This window comes from Chryseobacterium daecheongense, from assembly GCF_003729955.1.
In the GTDB taxonomy this organism is placed as follows: domain Bacteria; phylum Bacteroidota; class Bacteroidia; order Flavobacteriales; family Weeksellaceae; genus Chryseobacterium; species Chryseobacterium daecheongense.
Map to the genome: position 1 here is coordinate 684,237 of NZ_RJTX01000004.1, position 17,573 is coordinate 701,809.

Sequence of the window (17,573 nt, forward strand, 5' to 3'; positions counted from 1 at the left end):
ATTTTATTTTCAGAAATAATAACCACCCATTCACTTGAAACCAAAAGCATTATGTATTTTTTTTCTTGGCCTGATGTATACTCATGCCGAAGGTCAGACTGATAGTACAAACATCAAGTCCTATGTCGACCAGATCATGATCCGGGTTAATCTTGATACCAACCTGGAAAACTTTACCTACTCAGAAGTAAATGGGGAAGATATAATAAAAGAACTGATAGTTTCTGTTAATAATAAAACAAAAACTTCATTATCCGTTGATTATAGAAGCATAAGTGCAACATTATCATTTGCGCCGAGATTTTTTCCCGGAAATAATGACAATGAATTAAAAGGAAAAAGTTCATACACAGATTTTAGATTCAGGTTTTTTCCTAAAAGATTTATTCAGACGGTTTATTATAAGAATGTAAAAGGGTTTTATGTAGAAAACACACAGGATCTGATTCCAGATTGGCAGGAAGGAAAGGATAAATATATACAGTTCCCCGATTTGAGAGTCCAGACTTTCGGAGGTTCCACGTCTTATGTTTTAAAGAAAGATTTTTCATTAAAAAGCATTTACACACAAGGGGAATGGCAAAGAAACAGCAAAGGAAGCTTTGTTCCGTTTTTAGATTATGACCTTACCATTTTCAGGGATGTTCTGGAAGGAAGGAAAAGTAAAGAATACCAATATAATATCGGAGCAAACATCGGCTATTTTTATAATTGGGTAATAGCTGATAAAGTAAGTGTTGCACCTTATTTAACGGTAGGTGTCGGCGGGAAGTTCACAAACTTCAGGGATACGCAGGAAGACGGGTCGAAAGGGCCGAAAGAAAAAGCGCAATATGCAGTTGTAAGAGGTTCCGGAGGACTTCACATCGGATATAATTCAGACAGGTTTTTATTTGGAGGAAAGCTCAACTTCAATGCGACGGCTTACGATGAGAGAGATAATTATACTGTTGAAAACAATAATATATACGGATTGATCTACGTAGGATATCGCTTTGCGCCTCCTAAAGCCGTAAAGAATACTTATGATAAAATTCAAAAACAGGTTCCTATTTTATAAGTATCTTTGCACAAAGTTTGATAATTAACAATTAAAAAAAATAAAAAAATATAATGTCGCTAATAAAGTCGATTTCAGGAATCCGTGGAACGATCGGTGGAAAAGTAAACGATAACTTAACACCGCTTGATGTAGTAAAATTTGCTTCGGCATTCGGAACCTGGCTTCAAAATAATAAAAATAAAAAGGATTTAACATTAATCATCGGAAGAGATGCCAGAATTTCCGGGCAAATGGTTTCTTCTCTGGTAACGGCCACTTTACAAGGATTGGGAATCAATGTAGTTGATTTAGGCCTTTCTACAACACCAACAGTTGAGGTAATGGTTCCTGAGTTGAATGCAGACGGAGGAATTATCCTTACCGCCTCCCACAACCCGAAACAATGGAACGCTCTTAAATTATTAAATGAAAAAGGAGAGTTCATCAGCGGAGAAAACGGAGCGGAAGTTCTTGCTTTGGCTGAAAGTGAAGACTTCAACTATGCAGAAGTAGATAATCTGGGGAAATATGAAACAAGAGATGATGCTTTTGATATTCATATTCAGCAGATTCTTGATTTACCAATGGTAGATGTAGAAGCCATTAAATCCAAGAGCTTCAAAGTGGTTCTAGATGCCGTAAATTCTACAGGAGGAATCGCAATCCCGATGCTGTTAGATAAACTTGGTTGTGAAACAGTAAAATTATATTGCGAACCTACCGGACATTTTCCACACAATCCGGAACCGTTGAAAGAACATTTGGGTGACATCTGTGAACTGGTGAAAAAAGAAAATGCGGATTTAGGAATAGTAGTAGATCCGGATGTGGACAGATTGGCTTTAATTGATGAAAAAGGCGAAATGTTCGGGGAAGAGTATACGTTAGTTGCCGTTGCAGATTATTTACTGAAAAATAAGAATGGAGTAGCTATTTCCAACCTTTCTTCAAGCCGGGCTTTGAGAGACGTTGCCCGCTCTCACAACTCAGAATATTTTGCAAGTGCTGTAGGAGAAGTGAATGTGGTTACTTTAATGAAAGAAAAGAACGCAGTAATAGGAGGAGAAGGAAACGGAGGAATTATTTACCCTGATCTGCATTACGGAAGAGATTCTTTAGTAGGGATTGCCTTGTTTTTAACCCACCTGGCCAAAGAAAACAAGACTGTTTCCGAATTAAGAGCAGGATATCCAAGCTATTTCATGGGGAAAAAGAAAATTGAGCTGACTCCGGAGATCAATGTGGATGATCTTTTAACTAAAGTGGAAAAAGAGTATCAAACAGAAGAGGTTTCTACTGTAGATGGCGTAAAGATAGATTTTGAAAACAACTGGGTTCACCTTCGTAAATCGAATACAGAGCCAATCATTAGAATTTATACAGAAGCAAAATCCCAGGAAGAAGCCGATCAGTTAGCGGATGATATGATCGAAAAAATTAATAGCCTGATCTAAAAATTTTAACATCATTTTCATCATTTTAAAAAAGAATTATTATTAACTTTATAGTATTAAGATTTTCAGAACCGAGTATTTGTATATCTCATATCTCAAGTCTTAGATCTTAAACTTGTTTATATTGGAAGAGTATTTTGGAAATGAACTTGTGAAAAAGTTCGAAGAAATGATGGAAAACCATGATGAATTCTATTTCGATACAGAAGAATTAGAAGACATTATCGTTTACTACCTGGAGCTGGGAGATTTTAATTACGCAGATAATGCAGTGAATTATGGCCTTAAGCTCCATCCCAATTCTTTGGATATCAAGATTAAAAAGCTTGAAGTTCTTTTAGAATGGGAAGAGTATAATACGGCAAAAGAGCTTATTGATGAGCTGAAAGGTTCATCCATGGAAAACACAGACTTTTTAGTCTGCTATGCTAAGTATTATTCGAACCTGGGAAATCCAAGAAAATCTATTGAAATTTGCAAAAAAGCATTACAATTGGGGGAAGAAGAAAATTTCCTTCACAACTTTATTGCGGATGAATATGTGAATCTGGGAGATCCCTTTAACGCTCTTAAACATTACCGAAAAGCATTGAAAGAAGATCCGGCGGACGAATACTCCCTGGAAAACTGTATGATCTGCTTTAGTGACCTGAATAAGAGTGAGGAGGCAATAGCCTTTCTTAATGAATATTTAGATGAATTCCCTTATTCTGAAACAGCATGGTTTGAATATGGGCAGTTTTACTTCAACAGGAAGAATTACGAAGAGGCCATCAAAGGATATGATTATCTATTGGCGATCAATTCGAACTCAGTAGGGGTATATGCGAATAAAGCTGCTTGTTATGAAGCTTTAGGACAATATAAAAAAGCTATTGAAGTATATGAGGAAATGCTTGAGCTGGAATACACCAAAGCGTTTACCTTTTATAAAATAGGACTTTGTTATAAAGCATTGAAGCAGCCGATCATAGCATTGAATTCCTTTCAAAAATCTTTGAGAGAAGACCCTCAGTTTTATCTTTCGATGATGGAGCAGTCTTATCTGTATGAGGAAATGGGAGGGATGACGGAAGCGCTACACTTCGCTAAAGAAGCTACCCAGTTGAATGAAAACAATCTCGATTATCAGAAAAGATTAGCCTTTTTATTCATCGATTCAGGAAAATTTGAAGAAAGTCTTTCCTGTCTGAAGAAGTTGGTTGAAGCTGAACCGTCGAGATTTTATAACTGGTATGCCTACTCCGAAGTATTAATGCTTTTGGGAGAATATGAAGAAGCTGTTACAGTATTGATCAACGCTGTGAAAAAGCATGAAAGAGCCGAATTATATTATCAGCTCAGCAATTGCTATTTCAACCTTAAAGATCAGGAAAAAGCAACCATAGCTCTTCAAAAAGCATTGGAACTTGATCCTTCTCTTGCACCGGATATGCAGAAAAAATATCCGTTCATCAAAGATGGAGTGAAGAAAGCTAAGGCCAGAGTAAAAAAGAAAAATTAAGAAATCCTGTCATTCTGAACGGAATGAATGGAGTGAACCGTCTCTCCACTAGTTCCTTTTTGGAAAACAGAGCAAATAAAAATCCTGCAATTTTGCAGGATTTATTTTTTGATAACATTCGGCTTTGTTCTAAGGAAAACCAATCCGGCAATAATAACTGTCGCTCCCATAAATTGCATGACTGTCAGTTTCTCACCGTCTAAAATACCCCAGATAATAGCCACAATAGGCATCAGTAAAGTCACGGTTGACGCAAAAAGAGGCGAAGAAACCTTTAACAGACGATAATTCATCATCATAGCTAATCCCGTCCCGAAAATAGATAATAAGCTCACAAACATCAGTCCAAGCATGTGGTTTTCATCAAAACTGAATGTAGAGAAAAATCCTGTAAATGCTAAAGCAATAATAGAAGGGAAGAATAAAACAAAAGAGAATACAAAAGCAGATAAAATCGTGGAAGAAACTTCCATAAGTTTAGATTTTACCGTAGTTGTACTCACGGCGTAACACAAAGTGGCCAATAACAGCAATAAAATCGGAATCAGCTTAAATTCTCCACCGTCACTGCCTCCAAAAGCGAGTAAACAAACTCCTGTAAAGCTTATCAGCGTTCCTACGATCTGTATTTTCGTTGTTTCGAATTTCCAGACTAAGGCCCCGACAATAATCACAAAGATCGGCATCATAGAATTGATAATTCCTGCAATGCTGCTGCTTACTTCAGTTTCTGCAATAGGGAAAAGGAACATAGGAATAAAATTTCCCGTAAATGCTGCCAAAAGAAGCCATTTTAAATGTTTTTTTGGAAACAGTTTGTATTTGGAGATCGCAATAGGCAACAGAATAATTCCGGCGATAAGTACCCTTAAAGCTCCTACCTGAAAAGGATTAAAATGTTCCAGTGATTTTTTGATCAGAATAAAAGAGGATCCCCAGATAACCGTAAGTACAATTAAAAGGATCCATTTTTCTTTATCTGCGTTCATTGTTTTTATGTAAAATTTTTAAAAATTCTTTTTTAGGGATCATTCTGGCGCCGAGACTTTCCAGGTGTTCGGTGTGGGATTGACAGTCAATTAATTCAAGATTCTTTTTATTGCTTTCCACAAAATGGATGAAACCAGCTTTTGATGCGTTGCTCACTTTAGCAAACATACTTTCTCCACAGAAAACATTCCCGATCTGCAATCCATAAAATCCACCCACTAATTCCTCACCCTGCCAAACTTCGATACTTTTAGCAAGACCATACAAATGAAGCTGAATAAATGTCTCCATCAGCTCATCAGAAAGCCAGGTTCCCGTTTGTCCTTTTCTGTTAGCGTTCTGACAATTTTTAATCACTCCTCTGAAATCCTGATTTTCTGTGAAGGAAAAAACATTCCTGTTTAAGATTTTCCTCATGGATTTTGAAACCTTCAACTCATCAGGAAACAGAACGAACCTTGGATCTGGACACCACCAAAGAATTTCTTCCCCGGGATTGTACCATGGGAAGATCCCCAATTGGTAGGCAAACCAAATTCTTTCCACAGACAAATCGCCACCAAATGCAATAAGTCCTTCGTGCCCGTCATACATTTCAGGATCAGGAAAAGAAATTTCGTTTTCGTCTAATCGAACCATTGTTAGAAAAAAAATCCCACTTAAAAAGCAGGATTGTTATTTCGTTGTTTATCTTATTAAAAAGGTAAATCATCGTCGTCGTCTCCTGCAAACGGATTTTCATTAGATACCGGTGCTGCAGAATGAGATGGTGCCGCTTGTGTAGGTTCTGAACCATTATCAAAAACCTTTTCCAGTCTCCATCCTGTAATAGAGTTGAAATATTTGGTTTCTCCTTGCGGCGAAGTCCATTCTCTACCTCTGATGTTGATCCCTATCTTTACATTTTCTCCTTCAGTCACATTATCTAATAAATTTATTTTATCAGAAAGAAATTCTATGCTAATTGGCTGTGGATACTGCTCCTGAGTTAAAATAACCATTTCTCTCTTTTGAAATCCACTTGCAAATGTTTGAGTTTCAAAAAGTTTCTTTACCGTTCCTTGTAATTCCATATCATAAATATTAACGATGTAAAAGTAATAAAATGAAATGTAATAAAATGACTCCCGAATGAATTTTGTAAAAAAAATAATTTTTTCTCTGAAAACTCTTGCAAATACAAAAAATTGCCCTATATTTGCACTCACAAAAACGAAAGAAGTTCTTTATCATACGACAAAAAAATAACTGCGGATGTGGTGTAATTGGTAGCCACGCCAGACTTAGGATCTGGTGCCGTGAGGCGTGGGGGTTCGAGTCCCTTCATCCGCACTATTCGATGCGAAAATAGCTCAGCTGGTAGAGCACAACCTTGCCAAGGTTGGGGTCGCGGGTTCGAATCCCGTTTTTCGCTCCATTCCACGCCCTGGTGGTGGAACTGGTAGACACGCAGGACTTAAAATCCTGTGCCTCTTTTGGCGTGCGGGTTCAAGTCCCGCCTGGGGTACAAGACCCTCTGTAACTTTGTTACGGAGGGTTTTTTGTTTTATTTAAGTATTGTTCTTATTTTGAATGTATTACATTCCTTCTTCAATTCTTCCAACCCAAATAAAATTTCTATTTTTGTGAAAGTCCTTATTTTTCATGAAAAAAATTATTCTGATTGAAGATGAAACCAGTGTGGTGTCCTTTATCAAAAAAGGGTTGCAGGAAAGCGGATATGAAGTTTCAGTGGCTTTTGACGGACGTACAGGCGTGCAGCTTGTGCAGGCGAATGATTTTGATCTGGTCATTTTAGACATTATGCTGCCGGAAATGAATGGGCTGGATGTGTGCAAAGAGATCAGAAAAACCAATCAGCACGTGCCGATTCTTTTTTTGACCGCGTTGGGAACCTCTGAAAATATTGTTCTCGGTTTAGAAAGCGGAGGAGATGATTATCTGGTAAAACCGTTCAAGTTTATTGAATTGGTAGCCCGTGTAAAATCTTTGTTGAGGAGAAGTCATACTAACGGAAATGTTCACGAAATGGCAGAACCGGAAGTTGATAATGAACATGTATTTCAGTTTTCAGATCTTGTGGTGAATGATTATACCAAAAAAGTTACCCGGGCTGGTGAAGAAATTACCCTGACCTCCACAGAATATAAATTACTCCTATACTTTCTGAATAATCCTGAAAAGGTGATCTCAAGAGCCGAAATCCTGGATGCGGTTTGGGGAGTTAATTATGAATTGGGTACCAACGTAGTAGATGTTTATGTGAATTATTTAAGGAAAAAACTAGACCATCAGGAAGATAATAAGTTGATTCATACCGTTATAGGAATGGGATATGTTTTGAAAAAACCATAAGGAATGTTAAATAAGGTTGTTGTTACCAATCAGACCAAAACAATGGTGCTTTTAATGCTGGTATTTACCGTCATTATATTGCTGTTCAGCGGATTGGTGTATTTTTCGATTGTCAACTTTTCCCATCAAAGATTTTATGAGTTGCTCAAAATCCGTACGACCACTATTGTCCAGATTGAAAAAAGTAAAGAGCATCTTGATCTTCCGGAAAATTACGTTTTAAATAATCTGAATGATGAAGAGCTTCCAATGGAAAAAGATTACGTTTTTGCTGTTCCGGCGGATTCTAATTTCAAGCAAATATCCAGAGAAGTCCATATTCCGGATGATTTTTTTAAAAATATACTGAAAAGAGGAGAAGCTAATTATAATGATAAAGAGTTTTATTACATAGGGCAATCTTTTAAATTTCATAATAAAGAATATATTGCGATCGCTTCGGCGAAAAACCATTATGTGGTGTATTATCTGGGGTTTTTAAAAAGAACGCTGATTACTTGTATTGTACTTTCACTGTTCTTCAGTATGATTTTTTCTTTTTATCTGTCTAAAACATTATTTAAGCCAATCCTTAAAATTACAGGCAAAGTAAAACAGATCAGTTCTGAAAACCTTCATTTAAGACTGGAATCCCAGCCGGATAATAAAGAATTGAACGAATTGGTGGACACCTTTAATGATATGCTGAACCGTATCGAAACCTCTTTTGAAACCCAAAATCATCTGATTGGAAATGTATCTCACGAATTGCGGACTCCTCTTACATCTATTATGGGAGAAGCTGATGTAGCCCTTTCCATCAATAGAACAGCAGAAGAGTACAAAGAAACATTGGAAATTATTCTGGATGAAGCCGAAAAATTAGACCGAAAAATTAAGGCTTTGTTGATGATTGCTCAAACGGGATTTGACGGAAAGATCCAAAAAATGGATAAAGTAAGGATGGATCAATTGCTTTGGGATGTGATTGAAACACTACGAAGAATAGATCCTAGAAATAATATCTATCTGGATATAAGTATGCTGCCGGATAATCCGAAGAAGTTGAAAGTTCAGGGTAACGAACAATTATTACATCTTGCAGTAGCCAATATCATCAATAACGGTTGCAAATATTCTAATTTCCAACAGGTAAAAGTGTCATTAGGAGCAACGGATACCGATGTGTATATCATTGTAAAAGATAATGGAATCGGGATTCCTCAGGAAGAAATGAATAAAATTTATGATCCTTTCTTCAGGGCTTCCAATACTAAAAACTATGAGGGTTACGGAATCGGACTTCCTTTGGCAAGAAATATTGTGAGAATGCATCACGGCGAACTAATTGTCAGTTCCCATGAAAATCAGGGAACCACCGTACAGCTCCGTTTCCCCAATTTCTACAGCACTCAATCCGAGGAAAAAGGAATTTAATTCAATTTCACCCAACATTATTCTCATATGTTATGAATACACGATAACAAAGAAAAAAAATAGGTTTTATATTATAAAATCTGTGTAATCTGTTCAATCCGCGAGATAAAAAAAGCAACTCTTCAGACTTATAATCACTATATTAATAGAACTTAACAATTTTCTAATCTCATTTTAATCTCTTTAATGATATTTTAATTCCATTCCAAAAGTCTTCTAATCTGGTCATTCTAGTTTTGTATCATCAAAATAAGACAACACAAAACAAAATCTTAAAAATATGACCAAAACCATTTTAATAGCCACAGATTATTCTCTTGAATCTTTAAAAATATTAAAGAAAGTACTAAAAGAGAAAGATGCCTCGGAAGATCAGAACCAATACAATATTCTTTTGGTTTCAGGTTATGATATGGGGGATTCCATCAGGGACCTTTTGTTTACTACGAAAAATACAATATTCAATAAAATAAGGTCTCAGGAATTTTGTGATGCCTATGGAATCATCAAAAACAAATATCCGCATCTGATCAACAAAATTGTCTGCGATATTTTCACCGGAAGTTTCCAAAGAACATTCAATCATTATGTAAAAGCAGAGCAGATTGAAGAAGCGTACTATTCTTCATCCATTAAAAGCAAAGGAAAGGGAAAATTTGATATTGCTCCTTACATCAGAAAATGTAATGATTTAGAAGCTCGTGAAATCATCATTGAAATCCCGGAAAGGCTTCCGGAAAGAGGAAGACTGGCCGAAATTTTTGTTGAGGTCTAACCATAAATAAAAACACAATCATTTAAAAAATTGAAAAAATGTTAAGAAATTATAGTAACAGCAGGACATTGGGAGACAACATAAGACTGGGGACGCTGACTGCCTTTACGGCGGGTACTATAAATATAGCATCTCTGCTCATATTTCTTTCCTTCACATCCAACGTAACGGGACATTATGCAATTCTGGCAGCTGAGATCAGTAAAGGAAATTGGACGCAGGTAGCTGTTGTCGGAGGATGGATCTTCTTGTTCTTCTTCGGAAGCTTTTTATCAAACCTTATTGTGATCAGCTTTAATAAAAGAAGCAAATATTTTGCACACGCCATGCCGATTGTGCTGGAAATTCTGTGTTTGCTTTTTGTAGGAATTTACGGACAGTTTTACTACCAGAAAACCCTGGAAGAAACAGAATATCTGGTGGCATTAATGCTATTTGCGACGGGCCTTCAGAATGGTTTGACGGCCAGTATCTCAAACTTCTCGGTAAAAACCACCCACCTTACTGGTACAACGACTGACTTAGGAATTTTGTTCTCCATGTTTACCCAAAAGAAATTTAGAAAAAATGGTGAATTGGTAGGAAGAGCCAAATTGTTGATGAGTATTATGTTAGCTTATGTCTGTGGAGCGGTGTTCTCAGGTTTAACTTATTACTACCTGGAGTTTAGAGTGTTCTATGTGATCTGTCTATGCCTTTTGGTGGTCATCGGATATGATGCCTATAAAATTCATTTGAGACACTTTAATACCAGATACAGATACAGCAGGATTTATAAAAAACCAACACTCGTGGCATTTTTATACGATAAAATTCACGGGATTCCGCAAAGAAAAACCAAAAGAAAGCTTGCATTTGATGATTAATTAGGTATATATCAGTATTAATTTTTTGTATAAACCAGCTGTAAATCAATCCTCTGTTTGTGTATTACAATCGGAGGGTTGTGTTTTTTGTAACAGAAATATTTATATTTTTGTACCTTGAGGATAAATTTGAATTCACTGTTTTATTGTTTTTATTCCCATTTCCTTTGATTATTTTTGTAAGTTCATTTTACACAGTATGCCAGATATTATTCAGCTTTTACCGGATCACGTAGCCAACCAGATTGCAGCAGGAGAAGTGGTGCAAAGACCCGCTTCTATTGTAAAGGAGCTTTTGGAAAATGCTATAGATGCCGATGCTTCCAAAATCGAACTGATTGTAAGAGATGCCGGGAAAAACCTGATCCAGGTAGTGGATGATGGAAAAGGAATGTCTGAAACCGATGCAAGAATGGCATTCGAAAGACACGCAACCTCTAAAATCAGAGGAACGGATGATATCTTCAGGATTTCAACAAAAGGATTCAGAGGAGAAGCTTTAGCATCTATTGCAGCCGTTTCCCAGGTTGAATTAAAAACCAAGCAGAAAGATACGGCAGTCGGAACCAATATTTATATTGAAGGCGGGGTTTTTCAGTTTCAGGATCCCGTGCAAACGGCAGATGGATCTAATTTTCTCGTTAAAAACCTTTTCTATAATGTTCCTGCAAGAAGAAAATTCCTCAAGAATAATAATATTGAGTTCAGACATGTTATTGATGAGTTTCAACGTGTAGCATTGGCTCATGAAAACATTGAGTTTTCCTTATTTCATGATGATGAGCCGGTTTTCCGCTTAAGAAAAGGAAGCCAGATGCAGCGTATTGTAGATATTTTCGGAAGAAAACTTCAGCCGCAGCTGATTCCTATCAAGGAAGATATTATGTGGTGTAAGCTTCACGGTTTTGTAGCAAAGCCGGAGGGAGCCAAGAAGACAAGAGGAGAGCAGTTTCTTTTCGTCAACGGAAGATTTTTCAAAAGCCCTTACTTCAACAAAGCAGTTCAGGAGGCCTTTGAAGGCTTGCTGTTGCCGGGATATTTGCCAACGTTTTTCCTGTTCTTAGAGCTTGATCCGGAGAAAATAGACGTTAATATTCATCCTCAGAAGACGGAAGTAAAATTTGAAGATGAGCATCTTATTTTTGCTTTGATCCGCTCAACGATAAAGAGATCATTAGGAATTTATAATGTAGCACCAAGCTTAGATTTTGAAAAAGATCCGCAGCTGGATGAAATCATGCATACTCCTTTTCCAAGCAAGGGAAACAGCGTGAGCATTAAAATGCCTGAAATTGTTGTAGATAAAGATTATAATCCTTTCCTGGAAGAAAAAGAGGTAAAGCAGGTTGAAATTCAAAACCTGGCGGAAATGTATCATCAGAATATTGCCGCTGAACCTTCAAAGATTAATCTTTTTGAAGATGAAGATTTCGATGAGGACCTGATGAGACTTCCCAACGGATATTGGCTTTTCAATAAAGGAGACCGGACGTTGATGCTGGATTTAGGCAGAATGCACCGTCTTGTTGTTTCTGAAAATACGACATCTGTAAAAAAGGGATCCATAAACAGTCATTCCCTTCTTTTCTCTTTGGAGTACCATATGAACGAGATAGAGAAGAACAAATATAAATCCATCAAAAAATATTTGCCGGAATTGGGGTTTGACATGAAAATTGCTCATGAAAATGTACTCAGAATAGATACTGTTCCGGAAGGACTGAAAGAAACTCAGGTGATGAAGTTCCTGGAGGACTTGTTTGAGATCCTGGAATATAAAACGGAAGAAGAATTCATGCAGTACTATCAAAACCAGTGGAGCAAGATGCAGTCGAAATCCAGGTTTGATTTTATTTACAAAAAAGACGCGGAACAGCTGATCAAGGACTTTACGGCTTTAGGTTTCCCTGAATTTTTGCCAAACGGGAAGAGATGCTTTTATGAAGTTCCGTTTAATGATTTTAAAAACAAATTTTAGAAAAAATGTTCAACAGTATACCACCCATTACGAGAAATATTATCATTATCAACGTGATAGTGTTTATTATTTCTTCTTTTGTGTTTCCTCAATTGTATGTTTCCCTTTCAGGGTATTATCCGTTTTCTCCCAATTTTAAATCCTGGCAGATCATTACCCATATGTTTATGCATGGTGGATTTATGCACATATTGTTTAATATGTTGACATTGTGGAGTTTTGGACCGATATTAGAACAGTCATTAGGAGAAAAAAAATATTTAATTCTTTATTTTGTAAGTGGTCTAGGAGCGTTTTTTCTTTTCAATCTCTGGAATTTTATTGAAGTTCAACAAATTATTTCCGGACTGCAAAGTTTAGGTTTAAATGCCTCTGAGATATATCCTAAAGCAGAAGTTGGTTATACTGGAAGTATGAGTACAAGTGCAACCACACCGGAAGGCCAGGAATTATTTCAGAAATACTATGAAGCGCTCAGAACTCCTATGGTGGGAGCTTCCGGGGCCATTTTTGGAGTTGTAACGGCTTTTGCCACTCTTTATCCGGAGGCAAAAATTGGAATCATGTTTATTCCGGTGCCTATGAAGGTAAAATATGTGATGCCGATTGTAATTGTTGTTTCTATATTTTTAGGGATTTCAGGAAACGGGGGCGGAATTGCTCATTTGGCTCACGTTGGAGGAGCTTTGGTAGGTTGGTTATTGGCCAGAAGCTGGAAGAAACATTTATACAGATTCCGTTAAAATTTTCCTGTGAAAATCGTTCGTCTCACCCTTTTTATACTGCATATCGGAATCGCATTTCTGTTATTGGGAATGCTATTGAATGCTTATGTGCCACCAAAGTTATTTCCCTGGTTCAATTTACTTTCCCTGGGTTTTCCGGTTTTAATTATAACATATGTCCTGTTAACCATTTTCTGGATAATCAGCTGGAAGAAAAGAGCGATTCTATTTGCTGTTTTAGGACTGGCTTTCATCAATCCAGTAACAAGATGGATCAATTATAATGCTGAGAACAACGAAAAATCTGATCTGAAAATAGTTTCGTTTAATACAAAGAATGGATTGGTGCTGGGGAAAAAGAAAATAAAGGAATATATTGTTAGCCAGAACGCTGATATTGTTCTTCTACAGGAAGATATAGGTGAAGGATATGACTTTGACGGATTGAAAGAGACAAGCATAGATGCTTTAACAGCTACTTTCTCCAAGTATAAAATTATTGACCATAAAGCACTCATCAAAAGTGATTTTGAAACCAATAATGCCTACGCCAATCAGACCGATATAGAAATAAAAGGAAAAATCTATCGTATTATCAATGTCTATCTTCAGCCATTCAAGTTTGAAAAAAACATGGTGAAGCTTAATGGGAATAACGAGGAAAACGAACAAAAAGTAAAAGGAGTTGTCAGAAGACTTATTCCGACCTTTAAAAAGCATCAGGAGCAGGTAGGAGTGATTCAGGAAGCTTTGAAAAACTCTCCTTATCCTGTTATCCTTGCCGGAGACCTGAACTCAGTTCCCAATTCATATGAATATTATCACTTGTCAAAAGGTTTAAAAGATGCATTTGTCGTGGTGGGAAGAGGCAGTGCAACGAGCTTCCATGACTATAAATTTCCTTTGAGAATTGATTACGTTTTTTCATCAGAATCTATAAAGCCAGTCAGTTATAAGGTTGACCGTTCTGTCAGATTATCAGATCATTATCCGGTTGTTGCCACTTTTCAATTAGAAAAATAATATTCATAAAATTCGTTAAAGCCTATACTGTTGGTAGGATTTTTGCTGAAAAAAAGGCGTACCAAGAACGTTTTTCATGAAGCCGAACCAGATAGTATTATTTTTTCATATCTTAATTATTGTATTATTACTTAGCACCTTGGGGAATGCCTGGATTCCACCCAATATCATAGGGAATTTAAATCTTCTTTCTCTTGGTTTTCCCTATCTGATCGTCTTGCACATTATTTTTACGCTGATCTGGGTATTTAAAAGAAAGAAAATTGCTATTCTTTTTGCAGCAAGTATGCTGCTATTTTACAACCCTGTCAGAAGATGGGTTAATTTTTCCCCGAAATCTGAAAATCTTAAATCCATAAGAGATATTAAAGTTTTGACCTTTAATGTAAAGTATGGTAGTTTCGGCTGGGATAAAGTGAAAAAATATATCCATGATCAGGATGCGGATATTATCCTGGTTCAGGAAAAAGATACCAATAGGGACTTAAGGCAGGACATGGTAAAATATCCTACTGTAATTCTGAAAACCAAACACCGTATCGTCAGACAGGCTGAGCTGATAGAAGATAAAGCCAGAGGGAATTCATTTTATGCAGATATAGATATTCGTGGTAAAATTGTGAGGGTAGTAAATGTATATCTGGAGCCCTTCCGGCTGCACAAATCTATGTTTGAGTTTAAAGGATTAAGAGAAGGAAGCAAGATTAATACTCTTTTATCTCATATGATTCCGACTTTCCAGGCCCATGAAGAGCAAATAAAAAAGATCAGAAAAGCTATTGACCTTTCTCCATATCCCGTAATTTTGGCTGGTGATTTCAATTCTGTTCCGAATTCGTATGAATATTATAATCTTGGGAAAGATCTTCAGGATGCATTTCTGACGGCAGGAAACGGAAGCTCAAGCAGTTTTTACGATTATAAAGTACCATTAAGAATTGATTATATATTCACTTCCAAATCCATTATTCCTCTAAGCTATAAAGTAGACAACTCAGTAAAATTATCAGATCATTATCCGGTAATTGCAGAATTTCTGCTAAATTAGTTCCCATGAAAAATGTTTTGTTTGCAAGCCTCATTTTGGGGATCTTATTCACGGGCTGTTCAAAAAAAGAACCGGTAAATGCAGATGTTGCCCAAGAATTAAAGCCTGACTATGATACCACGGCCATTGACTCTTTTTCCTCAGGAGCAACTTCCGTAGATATTGCAGAACAAATCCGAATGTCTTCCGTTAAATACAGGGATTCGGTAAAAGAAGCTTTACGTCTTCAAGAAGAGGAAAAGAAGCTGAAAGAAGAGCTTGAAAAAGAAAATAAGAAGAAGCTGGATGAGGAAAAGAAAAAAGCGGATGAAGAGAAGAAACAGAAAAAAGCAACGGAGACCTCAACGCCCAATGAAACCAAAACCGAATAAAGATTTTTATTAACCTAAAAATTATAGAATATGAAAAAACACATTGTAACCGCACTTATGTTTTCAGCATTAGCTGTATCCTGTACTAAAACAACAAAAACCGAAAAGGTGGAAAACCCGGACGGCTCTGTTACAACAACTACTACAACGACCACAAATGCAGATATAGTAGATACCTCAAAGATCAATCAGGCGAAAGAAAATGTAAAGATAAAAGTGGATGAGGCAGGAAATAAAATAGACAATGCCGCTCAGAAAACAAAAGAAGATCTTAATCAGGCTGGTAAAGATATCAAGGCAGGAGCAAAAGAAGTAGGGAGTGATATAAAAGATGCCGCTGCAAAAGGAGCTGAAAAAGTAGAAGAAGGCGCTAAAAAATTAAAAGAAGATCTAAAAAAATAGGAATAAAAAAGCCGCAGATAATTCTGCGGCTTTTTTATTTGTTTAATTCCAATAGAGGGTCTATATATTCTCTGTCATTGCTTAATCTCGGAACTTTATTCTGACCACCGAGTTTTCCCTTAGATTCCAGCCAGTTGTAAAATAAATTTGGCTTGGCGATATGAACAATCGGTCTTTTCAGCGTCATATTGTTATATCTTTTTGCTTCATAATCGGAATTGATGGTTTTCAGATGCTGATCAAAAGCATCAATAAAACGTTCCAGATCATCAGGATTCTGACTGAATTCAAAAATCCATTCGTGAGCTCCTCCCTCATTATCTTTCATAAAAACAGGCGCTCCTGTAAAATCTGTTATAGAAGCTCCGGTTGCTTCACAAGCTTTTGAAAGAGCGGATTCTACGTTGGTGATCATCAATTCTTCCCCAAAAGCGTTAATATAGTGTTTCGTTCTTCCCGTGATTTTAATTCTGAAAGGATTCGTTGAGGTGAATACAACAGTGTCTCCGATCAGGTATCGCCATAATCCGCCATTGGTCGTAATAACCATAGCATAGTTTTTTCCCACTTCCACATCCTCGATATTGACCACTTTCGGGTGGGCAAAATGAAACTGATCCATCGGGATGAATTCATAAAAAATACCATAATCGAGCATCAGAAGCATTTCATCACTGTCTGATCTGTCCTGAATGCCGAAAAAACCTTCAGAAGCATTATAGATCTCATAATAATTGATGTTTTTCCCGATAATCTGTCTGTATTGTTCTCTGTATGGTTTAAAACTGATTCCGCCATGGAAAAAAACTTCAAGGTTAGGCCACAATTCAGAAATGTTTTTGATACCGGTTTCCTTTACAATTCTTTGTAAAAGGACCATCATCCAGCTTGGAACTCCCAAAATACTTCCTACATCCTCATTTTTAACTTCTGAGACGATCGCCTGCAATTTGCTTTCCCATTCAGACATCAGGGAGACTTTTTTACTGGGAGTGGTGGTAATCTCTACCCAGAAAGGGAGATTATCGATCAAAATAGCGGACAAATCTCCAAACTTTGTGTTGAAATCGGCATACAATTCGGAGCTTCCGCCTAAACGAAGATTTTTATTAGTGAAAAGCTGGTTTTCCGGATGGTTGTTGGCATAAATGGAAACCATATCCTTTCCTGCTTTCATATGGCAATATTCAAGGCTTTCGGCGGAAATAGGAATGAATTTGCTCTTCGCATTGGTGGTTCCTGAAGACTTGGCAAAATGCTTGATATAACCGGGCCAGCTTACATCTTTCTGTCCTTGTCTGGCTTTCTCTATATAAGGCTCAAAATCTTCATAGGTAACGATGGGAACTTTGCTTTTAAAGTCCTGGTAGCTGGAAATGGAGCTAAAACCGTATTTTCTGCCATATTCCGTGTCTTCAGCGTGAAACAACTGGGAAAACAGGATGCCTTTCTGCGTTTCTACAGGATGATTCATGAAATTCTGTATCTGATCTATCCTTTGGCGGATAAACCAATTGACCACAGTATTGAAAAGTGCTTTCGTTGCCATTTTCAAATATAATGATATTTGACTTTTTAAAGAAAAATTTACCGTTGATAAATAAAAAAACCGTTACAATATGGT

At 36.8% G+C, this 17,573-nt stretch carries 17 protein-coding genes and 3 tRNA genes; 16 read left to right on the forward strand and 4 right to left on the reverse strand.

Features of this window, described 5'->3' with window-relative positions; genetic code table 11:
* Nucleotides 1-34: 34 nt before the first annotated feature.
* From EGI05_RS16480 to EGI05_RS16490, 3 genes are all read left to right on the forward strand, one after another.
* Complete coding sequence (locus EGI05_RS16480) at nt 35-1,060, forward strand: DUF4421 family protein (protein ID WP_134197451.1); 1,026 nt, start codon at nt 35-37, stop codon at nt 1,058-1,060.
* A gap of 53 nt (nt 1,061-1,113) precedes the next feature.
* On the forward strand, nt 1,114-2,496 hold the full coding sequence (gene glmM, locus EGI05_RS16485; RefSeq protein ID WP_123264115.1) for a phosphoglucosamine mutase: 1,383 nt from the start codon (nt 1,114-1,116) through the stop codon (nt 2,494-2,496).
* Between the two features lie 124 nt (nt 2,497-2,620).
* Nucleotides 2,621-4,000 (forward strand): tetratricopeptide repeat protein, encoded by a 1,380-nt coding sequence (locus tag EGI05_RS16490; RefSeq protein ID WP_123264400.1) that lies wholly within the window; start codon nt 2,621-2,623, stop codon nt 3,998-4,000.
* Between the two features lie 101 nt (nt 4,001-4,101).
* Here EGI05_RS16490 and EGI05_RS16495 read toward each other — a convergent pair whose 3' ends face one another.
* The 3 genes from EGI05_RS16495 to EGI05_RS16505 are packed head-to-tail and all read right to left on the reverse strand — an operon-like array spanning nt 4,102 to nt 6,063.
* Complete coding sequence (locus EGI05_RS16495; protein WP_123264116.1) at nt 4,102-4,989, reverse strand: DMT family transporter; 888 nt, start codon at nt 4,987-4,989, stop codon at nt 4,102-4,104.
* Nucleotides 4,976-5,629 carry a leucyl/phenylalanyl-tRNA--protein transferase gene (gene aat / locus EGI05_RS16500; protein ID WP_123264117.1) on the reverse strand — a complete coding sequence of 218 codons (654 nt, stop codon included), beginning with the start codon at nt 5,627-5,629 and terminating at the stop codon, nt 4,976-4,978. The genes EGI05_RS16495 and aat overlap by 14 nt, the downstream gene beginning before the upstream one ends.
* A gap of 56 nt (nt 5,630-5,685) precedes the next feature.
* Nucleotides 5,686-6,063, reverse strand: a complete 378-nt coding sequence (locus EGI05_RS16505) for a DUF3127 domain-containing protein (RefSeq protein ID WP_123264401.1) — start codon at nt 6,061-6,063, stop codon at nt 5,686-5,688.
* Nucleotides 6,064-6,240: 177 nt separating this feature from the next.
* Here EGI05_RS16505 and EGI05_RS16510 point away from each other — a divergent pair.
* The 13 genes from EGI05_RS16510 (at nt 6,241) to EGI05_RS16570 (ending at nt 15,949) form a co-directional block, all read left to right on the forward strand.
* Nucleotides 6,241-6,322 (forward strand) — tRNA-Leu (locus EGI05_RS16510).
* 9 nt (nt 6,323-6,331) lie between these two features.
* Nucleotides 6,332-6,407, forward strand: a tRNA-Gly gene (locus EGI05_RS16515).
* Nucleotides 6,408-6,413: 6 nt separating this feature from the next.
* A tRNA-Leu gene (locus EGI05_RS16520) sits at nt 6,414-6,497 on the forward strand.
* A gap of 137 nt (nt 6,498-6,634) precedes the next feature.
* Nucleotides 6,635-7,345: a response regulator transcription factor gene (locus tag EGI05_RS16525; protein WP_123264118.1), complete on the forward strand. Its 711-nt coding sequence runs from the start codon at nt 6,635-6,637 to the stop codon at nt 7,343-7,345.
* Between the two features lie 3 nt (nt 7,346-7,348).
* Nucleotides 7,349-8,761 carry a sensor histidine kinase gene (locus EGI05_RS16530; RefSeq protein ID WP_123264119.1) on the forward strand — a complete coding sequence of 471 codons (1,413 nt, stop codon included), beginning with the start codon at nt 7,349-7,351 and terminating at the stop codon, nt 8,759-8,761.
* 280 nt (nt 8,762-9,041) lie between these two features.
* Entirely contained in the window at nt 9,042-9,536 is a 495-nt protein-coding gene (locus EGI05_RS16535) for a hypothetical protein (protein ID WP_123264120.1), read from the forward strand.
* Nucleotides 9,537-9,574: 38 nt separating this feature from the next.
* Nucleotides 9,575-10,402, forward strand: a complete 828-nt coding sequence (locus tag EGI05_RS16540; protein WP_123264121.1) for a YoaK family protein — start codon at nt 9,575-9,577, stop codon at nt 10,400-10,402.
* A gap of 199 nt (nt 10,403-10,601) precedes the next feature.
* The gene (gene mutL / locus EGI05_RS16545; protein WP_123264122.1) at nt 10,602-12,380 is read left to right on the forward strand and encodes a DNA mismatch repair endonuclease MutL; all 1,779 of its coding nucleotides are present in this window, start codon (nt 10,602-10,604) and stop codon (nt 12,378-12,380) included.
* Between the two features lie 5 nt (nt 12,381-12,385).
* The gene (locus EGI05_RS16550) at nt 12,386-13,123 is read left to right on the forward strand and encodes a rhomboid family intramembrane serine protease (protein ID WP_123264123.1); all 738 of its coding nucleotides are present in this window, start codon (nt 12,386-12,388) and stop codon (nt 13,121-13,123) included.
* A gap of 9 nt (nt 13,124-13,132) precedes the next feature.
* Complete coding sequence (locus tag EGI05_RS16555; protein WP_123264124.1) at nt 13,133-14,128, forward strand: endonuclease/exonuclease/phosphatase family protein; 996 nt, start codon at nt 13,133-13,135, stop codon at nt 14,126-14,128.
* 76 nt (nt 14,129-14,204) lie between these two features.
* Entirely contained in the window at nt 14,205-15,176 is a 972-nt protein-coding gene (locus tag EGI05_RS16560; protein WP_123264125.1) for an endonuclease/exonuclease/phosphatase family protein, read from the forward strand.
* 5 nt (nt 15,177-15,181) lie between these two features.
* Nucleotides 15,182-15,547 (forward strand): hypothetical protein, encoded by a 366-nt coding sequence (locus EGI05_RS16565; RefSeq protein ID WP_123264126.1) that lies wholly within the window; start codon nt 15,182-15,184, stop codon nt 15,545-15,547.
* A gap of 30 nt (nt 15,548-15,577) precedes the next feature.
* A complete protein-coding gene (locus EGI05_RS16570) occupies nt 15,578-15,949 on the forward strand; it encodes a hypothetical protein (protein ID WP_123264127.1) in 372 nt (123 codons plus the stop codon).
* 34 nt (nt 15,950-15,983) lie between these two features.
* Here the strand turns inward: EGI05_RS16570 and EGI05_RS16575 are convergent, their stop codons facing one another.
* Nucleotides 15,984-17,498 carry a GH3 auxin-responsive promoter family protein gene (locus tag EGI05_RS16575; RefSeq protein ID WP_123264128.1) on the reverse strand — a complete coding sequence of 505 codons (1,515 nt, stop codon included), beginning with the start codon at nt 17,496-17,498 and terminating at the stop codon, nt 15,984-15,986.
* Nucleotides 17,499-17,573: the final 75 nt, after the last annotated feature.

Excerpts from the sequence above, each read along its gene's own strand:
- glmM (WP_123264115.1), top strand. The coding sequence starts at position 1,114 with ATGTCGCTAATAAAGTCGATTTCAGGAATCCGTGGAACGATCGGTGGA.
- EGI05_RS16505 (WP_123264401.1), bottom strand. The coding sequence starts at position 6,063 with ATGGAATTACAAGGAACGGTAAAGAAACTTTTTGAAACTCAAACATTT.
- EGI05_RS16525 (WP_123264118.1), top strand. The coding sequence starts at position 6,635 with ATGAAAAAAATTATTCTGATTGAAGATGAAACCAGTGTGGTGTCCTTT.
- EGI05_RS16560 (WP_123264125.1), top strand. The coding sequence starts at position 14,205 with ATGAAGCCGAACCAGATAGTATTATTTTTTCATATCTTAATTATTGTA.
- mutL (WP_123264122.1), top strand. The coding sequence starts at position 10,602 with ATGCCAGATATTATTCAGCTTTTACCGGATCACGTAGCCAACCAGATT.
- EGI05_RS16495 (WP_123264116.1), bottom strand. The coding sequence starts at position 4,989 with ATGAACGCAGATAAAGAAAAATGGATCCTTTTAATTGTACTTACGGTT.
- EGI05_RS16535 (WP_123264120.1), top strand. The coding sequence starts at position 9,042 with ATGACCAAAACCATTTTAATAGCCACAGATTATTCTCTTGAATCTTTA.
- EGI05_RS16565 (WP_123264126.1), top strand. The coding sequence starts at position 15,182 with ATGAAAAATGTTTTGTTTGCAAGCCTCATTTTGGGGATCTTATTCACG.
- EGI05_RS16540 (WP_123264121.1), top strand. The coding sequence starts at position 9,575 with ATGTTAAGAAATTATAGTAACAGCAGGACATTGGGAGACAACATAAGA.
- EGI05_RS16530 (WP_123264119.1), top strand. The coding sequence starts at position 7,349 with ATGTTAAATAAGGTTGTTGTTACCAATCAGACCAAAACAATGGTGCTT.
- EGI05_RS16570 (WP_123264127.1), top strand. The coding sequence starts at position 15,578 with ATGAAAAAACACATTGTAACCGCACTTATGTTTTCAGCATTAGCTGTA.
- aat (WP_123264117.1), bottom strand. The coding sequence starts at position 5,629 with ATGGTTCGATTAGACGAAAACGAAATTTCTTTTCCTGATCCTGAAATG.
- EGI05_RS16550 (WP_123264123.1), top strand. The coding sequence starts at position 12,386 with ATGTTCAACAGTATACCACCCATTACGAGAAATATTATCATTATCAAC.
- EGI05_RS16575 (WP_123264128.1), bottom strand. The coding sequence starts at position 17,498 with ATGGCAACGAAAGCACTTTTCAATACTGTGGTCAATTGGTTTATCCGC.